7 protein-coding genes and 3 pseudogenes are annotated in these 8,544 nt (G+C 70.5%); 6 read left to right on the top strand and 4 right to left on the bottom strand.

Features of this window, described 5'->3' with window-relative positions; all coding sequences use genetic code 11:
- Together KBZ04_RS11135 and purU are read right to left on the bottom strand one after the other, a co-directional pair.
- Positions 1–480 (bottom strand): annotated as a pseudogene (locus tag KBZ04_RS11135) (ligase); the annotation flags it as partial.
- A 49-nt stretch (positions 481–529) separates the two neighbouring features.
- Positions 530–1,384 carry a formyltetrahydrofolate deformylase gene (gene purU / locus KBZ04_RS11130; protein ID WP_254991998.1) on the bottom strand — a complete coding sequence of 285 codons (855 nt, stop codon included), beginning with the start codon at positions 1,382–1,384 and terminating at the stop codon, positions 530–532.
- Positions 1,385–1,510: 126 nt separating this feature from the next.
- On the opposite strand from purU, the pseudogene psbQ reads away from it, so the two are divergent.
- Both psbQ and KBZ04_RS11120 read left to right on the top strand, forming a co-directional pair.
- Positions 1,511–1,966: pseudogene (gene psbQ, locus KBZ04_RS11125) on the top strand (photosystem II protein PsbQ); the annotation flags it as partial.
- Between the two features lie 157 nt (positions 1,967–2,123).
- Positions 2,124–3,233: an FAD-dependent oxidoreductase gene (locus tag KBZ04_RS11120; protein ID WP_315860109.1), complete on the top strand. Its 1,110-nt coding sequence runs from the start codon at positions 2,124–2,126 to the stop codon at positions 3,231–3,233.
- Positions 3,234–3,305: 72 nt separating this feature from the next.
- On the opposite strand, the gene dnaK is transcribed toward KBZ04_RS11120, so the two are convergent.
- On the bottom strand, positions 3,306–5,210 hold the full coding sequence (dnaK, locus tag KBZ04_RS11115) for a molecular chaperone DnaK (protein WP_254991996.1): 1,905 nt from the start codon (positions 5,208–5,210) through the stop codon (positions 3,306–3,308).
- A gap of 176 nt (positions 5,211–5,386) precedes the next feature.
- Here dnaK and KBZ04_RS11110 point away from each other — a divergent pair, with 176 nt between their 5' ends.
- From KBZ04_RS11110 to KBZ04_RS11095, 4 genes are all read left to right on the top strand, one after another.
- Positions 5,387–6,301, top strand: coding sequence for a shikimate dehydrogenase (locus tag KBZ04_RS11110; RefSeq protein ID WP_254991995.1), 915 nt, complete (start codon positions 5,387–5,389; stop codon positions 6,299–6,301).
- Between the two features lie 35 nt (positions 6,302–6,336).
- A complete protein-coding gene (locus tag KBZ04_RS11105) occupies positions 6,337–6,804 on the top strand; it encodes a Tic20 family protein (protein WP_254991994.1) in 468 nt (155 codons plus the stop codon).
- A gap of 91 nt (positions 6,805–6,895) precedes the next feature.
- Positions 6,896–7,258: a 30S ribosomal protein S6 gene (gene rpsF / locus KBZ04_RS11100; protein ID WP_254991993.1), complete on the top strand. Its 363-nt coding sequence runs from the start codon at positions 6,896–6,898 to the stop codon at positions 7,256–7,258.
- Positions 7,259–7,315: 57 nt separating this feature from the next.
- Entirely contained in the window at positions 7,316–8,047 is a 732-nt protein-coding gene (locus KBZ04_RS11095) for a hypothetical protein (RefSeq protein WP_254991992.1), read from the top strand.
- On the opposite strand, the pseudogene KBZ04_RS11090 reads toward KBZ04_RS11095, so the two are convergent.
- Positions 8,010–8,544 (bottom strand): annotated as a pseudogene (locus KBZ04_RS11090) (argininosuccinate synthase domain-containing protein); the annotation flags it as partial. The gene KBZ04_RS11095 and the pseudogene KBZ04_RS11090 sit on opposite strands and share 38 nt — an antisense overlap.

The raw sequence follows: 8,544 nt of genomic DNA, 5'->3' as shown, positions 1-8,544 counted from the left end.
GCCGCCGGCCTTGATGTGCCAGATGATCAGGCCCCCCAGCCACTGGAACGGGCCGCTCCAGCCCCACCAGAGCTGGCCCAGGCCGGTGAGGATCACCGGCACCGTGCCGGCCACCAGGGCCAGGGCCACCCGGCGGCGGGCGGCGGGGGTACCGAGATAGACCTGGAAGCCCCAGAAGCCCCAGAAGAAGGGCAGCCAGTTGCCCATCCCCAGCCAGGCCAGCCCATTGCTGGCGGCCCGGAAGCAGCCGAGCACCATCAGCACCGCCGCCACCAGCAGCACGCCATTGACCCGGTCATCCAGGACGGGACGCCGACCGCGGCTGCCCAGGATCAGGGCCAGCAGCAGGGCCAGGCCACCCAGAAAGGCGCTGCTGGCCAGCAGGAACAGCCCCAGCTGGAAGCAGCGCCAGCCCAGGGGGGTGGCGGCGGCGGGCCGATGCGCCAGCAGGCGGTCGTCGAGGGCGGACAAACGGATCACCGGAGCGGCGGCGGCAACGGGGGACCGACGGCGGGTCCCGGGGGAAGGCTCAATCAAACACAGCGGTTCGGCCGCGGTAGACCATCACCTGTCGCCGCAGAAACAGGCGCACCGCCCGGGCCAGGGCCAGCCGTTCGGTGTCACGGCCCTTGCGGATCAGGTCCTCCACCTCGTCCCGGTGACCCACGTGCATGGTGGCCTGCTCGATGATCGGGCCCCCGTCCAGCTCCTCGGTGACGAAGTGGGCCGTGGCGCCGATCAGCTTGACGCCGCGCTCCCAGGCGCGGTGGTACGGCTGGGCCCCCTGGAAGGCGGGCAGGAAGGAGTGGTGGATGTTGATCACCTGGGAGAAGCGGGCCAGGAACGCCGGGCTGAGCACCTGCATGTACTTGGCCAGCACCACCAGCTCGATCCCCTCTTCCTCAAGCAGGGCCAGCTGGGCCTGCTCCACCTCCGAGCGGGAGGCCGCCGTGATCGGCAGGTGCACGAAGCGGGCACCGAAATCAGCCGCCAGTGTCGCCAGATCCGGGTGGTTCGACACCACCAGGGGCACCAGCATCGGCAGTTCCCCGGAGCGGGTGCGCCAGAGCAGGTCCACCAGGCAGTGGTCCTGGCGGCTGGCGAAGATCGCCACCCGGGGCAGGGCATCGGAGAAATGCACCTGGCCCTCACCGCCGAGGCGCCCCGCCAGGGCCGCGACCGCCGGCACGATCGCCTCGCGGGGCAGGCCGAAACCCTCCAGGGCCCATTCGATCCGGCTCAGGAACAGCCCCGCCCCCGCATCGGTGTGGTGATCGGCGTGGAGGATGTTGCCGCCGTTGGCGGCCACCCAGCCCGAGAGTTCGCTCACCAGCCCTGGCCGATCGGGGCAGATCAGCTGCAGGATCGCCGTGGGAGAACGCATCGATGATTCCGGAACGGAGCGTGGTCGGGACCGTCATGGTGGCGCAGGCGGGCCGGTAAAGTCACGGCGCTTGCCACGTCACAGCACCGTCCCATGGCCGTCGCGTCGATCCCCGCCCCCATCTCCCTGATGGCCGGCCTGCGCCGCCTCGCCCTCCTCGCCGTGGCCCTGCTGCTCAGCGTGTCGCTGGGGGCCTGCGCGGGCGACCAGACCCGCAAGCCGCCGACGATCAGCCCCGCCGACATGACCCTGATCGCCCGTCAGGCCGAAGGGTTCCTGGCCTCGAAGGAGCGCCTGCCCGAACTGGCCGATCTGGTCAACGACCGCAACTGGGTCTTCACCCGCAACCTGATCCACGGCCCGATGCAGGATCTGGGTCGCCAGATGCTCTACATCAACCAGCGCCTGCTGCCGGCCGACCGGGCCGAGGCCGGCAAGCGGGCCACCAAACTGAAGGCTTCCCTGGCCAAGCTGGATGAGGCCGCCCGCCTCCAGGACGGTGAGAACCTGCGCAAGGACTACATCAAGGTGGCCACCGGCTTCAGCGCCTACGCCGAGATGATCCCGGCCGAGGCCGTCGCCATGGCGGAAGCCTTCGCCGCCGAAGACAAGGTGTCCAATGCCGTCCCCCCGGCCCCCTCGCCGACCACGCCTGCTCCCCAGCCGGTTTCCGTGAGCAACGCCGACGCCTGAAGCCCGCCCTCCGCAAGGGCCGCCAACCGGCGGCGCCTCCACCACGGTGATCGTGGTGGGGGCGGGGATCGTGGGCCTGGCCTGTGCCTGGTGGCTCCAGTGCCGGGGCCACCAGGTGTTGCTGCTGGATCCGGCCCTGGCCGGTGATCTCCCGGGCGATCGCGACCCCGGGGGGGAATGGCGCAGCGGCAGCCGGGCCGCCCTCGGCCTGCTGATGGCCGACAGCTTCCACCGCGACCGGGGCCGGGCCTGGGACCTGCGACAGCGCAGCCTGGAGCTCTGGAGCCGGTGGCGCCACGAGCTGGCGCAACGGGGACATCCGATCCCCTACCGGCCCGGGGTGCTGCTGCTGGCCGCCGATGGCGCCGAGCAGGAACGCCTGGCGGCGCTGGGGGAACACAAACGGGCCCTGGGCCTGCCCCTGGAACCGTGGGACCGGCGGCGGCTGGAGCCGCTCCTGCCCACCCTGCCCCAGCCCTGCCTGGCGGGGCTCCACTCCGGCCGGGATGGCCAGCTCGATCCCGCCTCCGCCCTGGCCGCCCTGGCGGCGGACGGCCGGCAGCGGGGACTTGCGCTGCAGCGAGACGCGGCCGTGGCCCTCCAGCCAGAGCGGGGCGGCTGGCGGGTGGAGCTGGCCGGCGGCGGCGCGGAACGGGCGGCCTGGGTGGTGCTGGCGGCAGGGACCGCCGCCAGCACCCTGCTCAAGGGTGTCTCTGGCCTCGAGCCTGGACGCTGGACACTGGAGCCGGTGCTGGGCCAGGCCCTGGAGCTGGAACTGGCGGCCCCCCTGCCCAGCGAATGGCCCGGGACGGTGGTGTGGCGCGGCGTCAATCTGGTGCCCCGTCCCGACCTCAAGGGCGGCCGGCGGCTGTGGCTGGGGGCGACCCTGGAACCCGGCGGCACGGCTGACCCGGACCAGCTCAGCGAGCTGCGCGACCTCGGCGGTGCGGCGCCGGAGTGGTTGCGGGGGGCACAGGTGGTGCGCCACTGGCAGGGCCTGCGGCCGAGGCCGCTGGGCCGGCCGGCCCCCCTGCTGGAGCAGCCGGCGCCGGGGCTGCTGCTGGCGGCGGGCCACTACCGCAACGGCGTGCTGCTGGCGCCGGCCAGTGCTGCCTGGGTGGCCGAGCGGATCGAGGCCGGCCCCCTCGGCGCCTGAACGCCGCAACGACCCATGAAAAAAGCCCCCCGAAGGGGGCTGGAAAGGGATCCGGGCCGATCGGCCCAGGGCTCACTTGCTCTCGGTGAACTCGGCGTCGATGACGTCATCGGCGGCGGCAGCGGTGCCGTTGCCATTGCCACCGGGGGCGGCGCCGGCGGCAGCACCCTCGGCCCCGGCCTGCTGGTACACGGAGGCACCGGCGGCATAGAGGGCCTGCTGGAGCTGCTCGAGGCTGGCCTTGATGGCCGGGCTGTCGTCCTTCTCAAGGGCTTCCTTGAGGTCGGTGGCGAACCCTTCCACCTTGGCCTTGTCCTCGGCGCCCACCTTGTCGCCCAGTTCGCCCAGCTGCTTCTCGGCCTGGTAGATGAGGGTCTCGGCCTGGTTCTTCAGGTCGATCTTCTCGCGCTTCTCCTTGTCGGCGCTGGCGTTGGCCTCCGCGTCCTTCACCATCTTGTCGACTTCGTTGTCGCTGAGGGTGGAGGCCCCGGTGATGGAGATGCTCTGTTCCTTGCCGCTGCCCTTGTCCTTGGCGGTGACACTCAGGATGCCGTTGGCGTCGATGTCGAAGGTGACTTCGATCTGGGGCACGCCGCGGGGAGCCGGGGGAATGCCGTCGAGTCGGAAGGTGCCCAGCGACTTGTTGTCGGAGGCCATCTCGCGCTCGCCCTGGAGCACGTGGATCTCCACGTTGGTCTGGCCGTCGACGGCGGTGGAATAGACCTCCGACTTCTTGGTGGGGATGGTGGTGTTGCGGGTGATCATCTTGGTCATCACGCCACCGAGGGTTTCCACGCCCAGGGAGAGCGGGGTGACGTCGAGCAGCAGGATGTCCTTGACCTCGCCGGCGAGCACACCGCCCTGGATGGCCGCACCCACGGCCACCACCTCATCGGGGTTCACCGTCTGGTTGGGGGTCTTGTTGGTGATCCGCTTGACCAGCTCCAGCACCGCGGGGATGCGGGTGGAACCACCCACCATCACGATCTCGTCGAGCTCGCTGGTGGAGAGCTTGGCGTCCTTGAGCGCCTGCTCCACCGGCACCCGGCAGCGGTCGATCAGCTTGGAGGCGAGCTCCTCGAACTTGGCCCGGGTGAGGGTGAGGTCGAGGTGCTTGGGACCTTCGGGGGTGGCGGTGATGAAGGGCAGATTGATCTCGGCCTGGGTGGCACTGGAGAGTTCGATCTTGGCCTTCTCGGCCGCCTCGGTGAGGCGCTGCAGGGCCTGCTTGTCCTGGCGCAGGTCGATGCCCTCGTTGGCCTTGAAGTTGTCGGCGAGGTGATCGACGATCACCTTGTCGAAGTCGTCGCCGCCCAGGTGGGTGTCACCGCTGGTGGAGAGCACCTCGAAGACGCCGTCGCCCACTTCCAGCACGGAGACGTCGAAGGTGCCGCCGCCGAGGTCGAAGACGAGGATGCGCTCGTTGCTCTTGCGATCCAGGCCGTAGGCCAGGGCCGCGGCCGTGGGCTCGTTGATGATCCGCAGCACTTCCAGGCCGGCGATCTTGCCGGCGTCCTTGGTGGCCTGGCGCTGGGAGTCGTTGAAGTAGGCGGGGACGGTGATCACCGCCTGGGTGACGGTTTCACCCAGGTACTTGCCGGCGTCCTCGGCCAGCTTGCGCAGCACTTCGGCCGAGATCTCCTCGGGGGCGAACTGCTTGCTGAGCACCGGGCACTTGATCTTGACGTTGGAGCCGGCCTTCTCGACGCCGTAACTCACTTCCTTCGACTCCTCGTTCACCTCATCGACCCGGCGGCCGATGAAACGCTTGACGGAATAGAAAGTGTTCTCCGGGTTCATGACCGCCTGGCGCTTGGCGATCTGCCCGACCAGCTTGTCCTGGTTCTTCGTGTAGGCGACCACGGAAGGCGTCGTGCGGAAGCCCTCGGCGTTGGCGATCACCGTGGGCTTGCCGCCCTCCATCACGGCGACGCAACTGTTCGTGGTGCCGAGGTCAATACCGACGACCTTGCCCATGGATGAACAACTCCTGGTGTGAATGAATTTCTGGCTTCCGCCATCTTCCGCACCAGGGGTTGACCCAGGCGAGGGGTGGTTCCCGAACCGATGCCGTACCGGGACGGGGCCGGCGGCCTGTCGGAGCCTGGGATCCGGCGGATCTACGGTCGGGCGGCAGCTGCCCGTGCGAGCCCATGGCGACCCCCCCGACAGCACCGGCGATCGGTGGCGGCACCGCCCTGGTGGGGGTGCTGGGGGATCCGGTGCGCCATTCCCTGTCGCCGGCGATGCACAACGCGGCCATCGCCGAGCTGGAGCTCGACTGGGCCTACCTGGCCCTGCCGGTGGCGGCCGCCGACCTGTCCGTGGTGCTGCGGGCCCTGGCGGCGATCGACTGCCGCGGCCTCAACGTCACCCTGCCCCACAAGCAGGCCGCCGCCGAACTGGCGGAGGAGCTGACACCGCTGGCCCGGCGGCTGGGGGCCGTGAACACCCTGGTGCGACGCGAAGGCGGCGGCTGGCTCGGCACCAACACCGATGTGGAGGGGTTTCTGGCGCCGCTGCGGCCCCTGTCCGCCCGTGAAGCCCTGGTGCTGGGCTGTGGCGGCAGTGCCCGGGCCGTGGTGGCGGGCCTGGTCGACCTGGGCCTGGAGCGCGTCCGGGTGGCGGGCCGCGACGCCGCGCGCCTGGAGCCGTTCATCCGCTCCTGCGCCGACTGGGCCCCCGGACTGGAGCCCCTGGTCTGGGGACCGGACAGCACCGGCCCAGCGGACCCCCTGGGCGCGGCGTTGGCAAGTGCCGATCTGGTCGTCAACACCACGCCGGTGGGCATGGCCTCCGCGGGCGATCCCGCCGCCGCGGAACGCTCGCCGCTTCGCCCCGACCAGATCGCGGCCCTATCGCCGGCAACCACCGTCTACGACCTCATCTACACCCCCAGACCCACGACCCTGTTGCGCCTGGCCCGCCAGCAGGGCTGCCGCACCATCGACGGCCTCGAGATGCTGGTGCAGCAGGGGGCCGCCTCCCTGAGGCTCTGGAGCGGAGTGCAGGAGATGCCGGTCATCGCCATGCGGGCCGCCGCCCTGGCCCGACTGGAGGGCCCCTAGCCTGCGGTTCTGTTTCGCCCCTTTGCGCAGCCCCCATGGAAGGTCCTCCGATCGGGCCGCGGCTGCTGGGCGCCCTGGCCTCCCTGCGGCCCCTGAGCGACGCCCTGCGCTTCGGCCAGGCCCTGTTCGACATGTTCCCGCTGCTGCAGTGGGTGGCCCTGCCGGCCCTGCCCCTGGTGGTGCTGGAGCAGGCCATTCCCTTCGGCGGCCTGGTGCTGTTCCTGCTGCTGTTCCTGCTGGTGGTGCGCAACCCCAAGGTGCCCTACCCGATCCGCTTCAACGTGCTGCAGGCGATCCTGATCGACATCGTGCTGGTGCTGCTCACCCTCGCCTTCGACACGGTGCTGGCTCCCCTGGGCGCCGGCTTCGCCATCCGCACCCTCTCCAACACGATCTTCCTCGGGACCTTGCTGCTGGTGCTGTTCTCGGTGGTCCAGAGCCTGCGGGGCAAGGAAGCCGACATCCCCACCGTCTCCGAAGCGGTGCGGATGCAGCTCTTCTGAGCGGCCCTACCGAAGCGGCGACGGTGCTGCGATAGGTTCATGGATCCGTCGCTGAGCGGCTCCATGCCCCTCAGCCCCTCCCCAGGCGACCATGACGCAGCCCTATTACGAGACCATGTACATCCTCCGGCCGGACATTCCGGAGGAAGAAGTCGAGACCCACGTCGCCAAGTACCGCGACCTCGTGATCGAGGCCGGCGCCGAGGTGCTCGACACCCAGATGCGCGGTAAGCGCCGGCTGGCCTATCCGATCGCCAAGCACCGCGAAGGCATCTACGTGCAGCTCAACCACAGTGGCGATGGCCAGCAGGTGGCCGTGCTCGAGAGGGCCATGCGGCTCTCCGAAGATGTGATCCGCTACCTGACCGTCATCCAGGACGGCCCCATGCCTCCCCCCCGCAGCGTCCCCGGCGCCGCCGTCGACGTCGCCCCCACCGAACCCGCGGCGGTCTGATTCCGGTTGTTCATCCCTCAGCACTGGGCCTACAGTCCGCCCAATGGGTGCTAGGCGATGACAGCTTCGGACAAGGAGGACGCCTATCCGGAGGGAACCCTCCCAGCCCGTGTGGTGCCGCCCCAGCCGGCCTACACCCCCTCCGGTTGGCCCGCCAACCCGTCGACACCTGCACCGAGCGTGCTGACTCCCGGCCAGCCGGTGGCCCCTCTGGCGCCGCCGTCGGCCAGCTTCAGCTTCGGCGACGGGCCTGCCGCCGGTGCCGACCCGGTGGCCATCGCCCGCGACGCGATCGACGCCGACCCGATCCTGCTCGACCCCGTCGCGCCACCGGCTGCCGCCCAGGCCCCCCAGGCGGCAGCGGAAGCCTCGAGCCTCGCCCTCACCACCACCGGCCCGGATGCCCAGCAGCTCGAGATGGAGCTGGCCGCCGCCCGGGACGAGCTCAAGGCCCTGCATGAAATGCTCGAGGACCTGCCCGAGATCTTCGAGCGCAAGTTCCAGCAGCGCCTGGCCACGGTGATGGAGCACCAGAAGCACCTGCTCGACGACAACCAGGCCCTGCGGGAGCGGCTGTACAGCCTCAACCCGGCTGCCGGCGACGGCCCGCCGCCCGGCCCAGGCCGCCCCCAGCCCCTGCTGCTGTCCACGGTGGCCAGGAAAGGAGGCTGGGGCAAGGCCCTGAAGCGGGCCCTGCGGCTGGGCGGCCCGGACACCAGCGGGCGCCCGGGCGAGGGGTCAACCCAGAAGATCAGTCGCCACGACGACGGGCGGCCCATAACCGCGTAGGCATCCCCCACACGTAGATGAAGCCCTCGGCGGCGCGATGGTCGAAGAGGTCTTCGGCGCCGTAGGTGGCCATGTCGGGCACGTAGAGGCTGTCGCTGGCGCTGGAGCGTCCCACCACCGTGGCGCTCCCCTTCTGCAGCCGGATCCGCACCAGGCCATTGACCGTGGCCTGGGTGCGGTCGAGGAAGCCGTCGAGGGCGTCCTTGAGGGGGCCGAACCAGAGGCCCTGGTACACCAGGTCCGCCCAGCTCATCTCGATCTGGCGCTTGTAGCGGAGCACGTCGGCGGCCAGGGTGAGGCTCTCCAGCTCCTGGTGGGCGCGGATCAGCAGAAGCAGGCCGGGGGTTTCGTAGATCTCCCGGCTCTTGATGCCCACCACCCGGTTCTCGATCATGTCGAGGCGGCCGAAGCCATGGGCCCCCGCCAGGGCGTTGGCCCGCCGGATCAGGGCCACCGGATCGAGGCGTTCGCCGTCAATGGCCACCGGATTGCCCTGC

This window comes from Cyanobium sp. N5-Cardenillas, assembly GCF_024345515.1.
In the GTDB taxonomy this organism is placed as follows: domain Bacteria; phylum Cyanobacteriota; class Cyanobacteriia; order PCC-6307; family Cyanobiaceae; genus Cyanobium.
This window is presented reverse-complemented; position numbering and strand designations above follow the sequence as displayed.

Coding starts and splice junctions, on each gene's coding strand:
- purU (WP_254991998.1), bottom strand. CDS start 1,384: ATGCGTTCTCCCACGGCGATCCTGCAGCTGATCTGCCCCGATCGGCCA.
- dnaK (WP_254991996.1), bottom strand. CDS start 5,210: ATGGGCAAGGTCGTCGGTATTGACCTCGGCACCACGAACAGTTGCGTC.
- KBZ04_RS11110 (WP_254991995.1), top strand. CDS start 5,387: ATGGCGACCCCCCCGACAGCACCGGCGATCGGTGGCGGCACCGCCCTG.
- KBZ04_RS11105 (WP_254991994.1), top strand. CDS start 6,337: ATGGAAGGTCCTCCGATCGGGCCGCGGCTGCTGGGCGCCCTGGCCTCC.
- rpsF (WP_254991993.1), top strand. CDS start 6,896: ATGACGCAGCCCTATTACGAGACCATGTACATCCTCCGGCCGGACATT.
- KBZ04_RS11095 (WP_254991992.1), top strand. CDS start 7,316: ATGACAGCTTCGGACAAGGAGGACGCCTATCCGGAGGGAACCCTCCCA.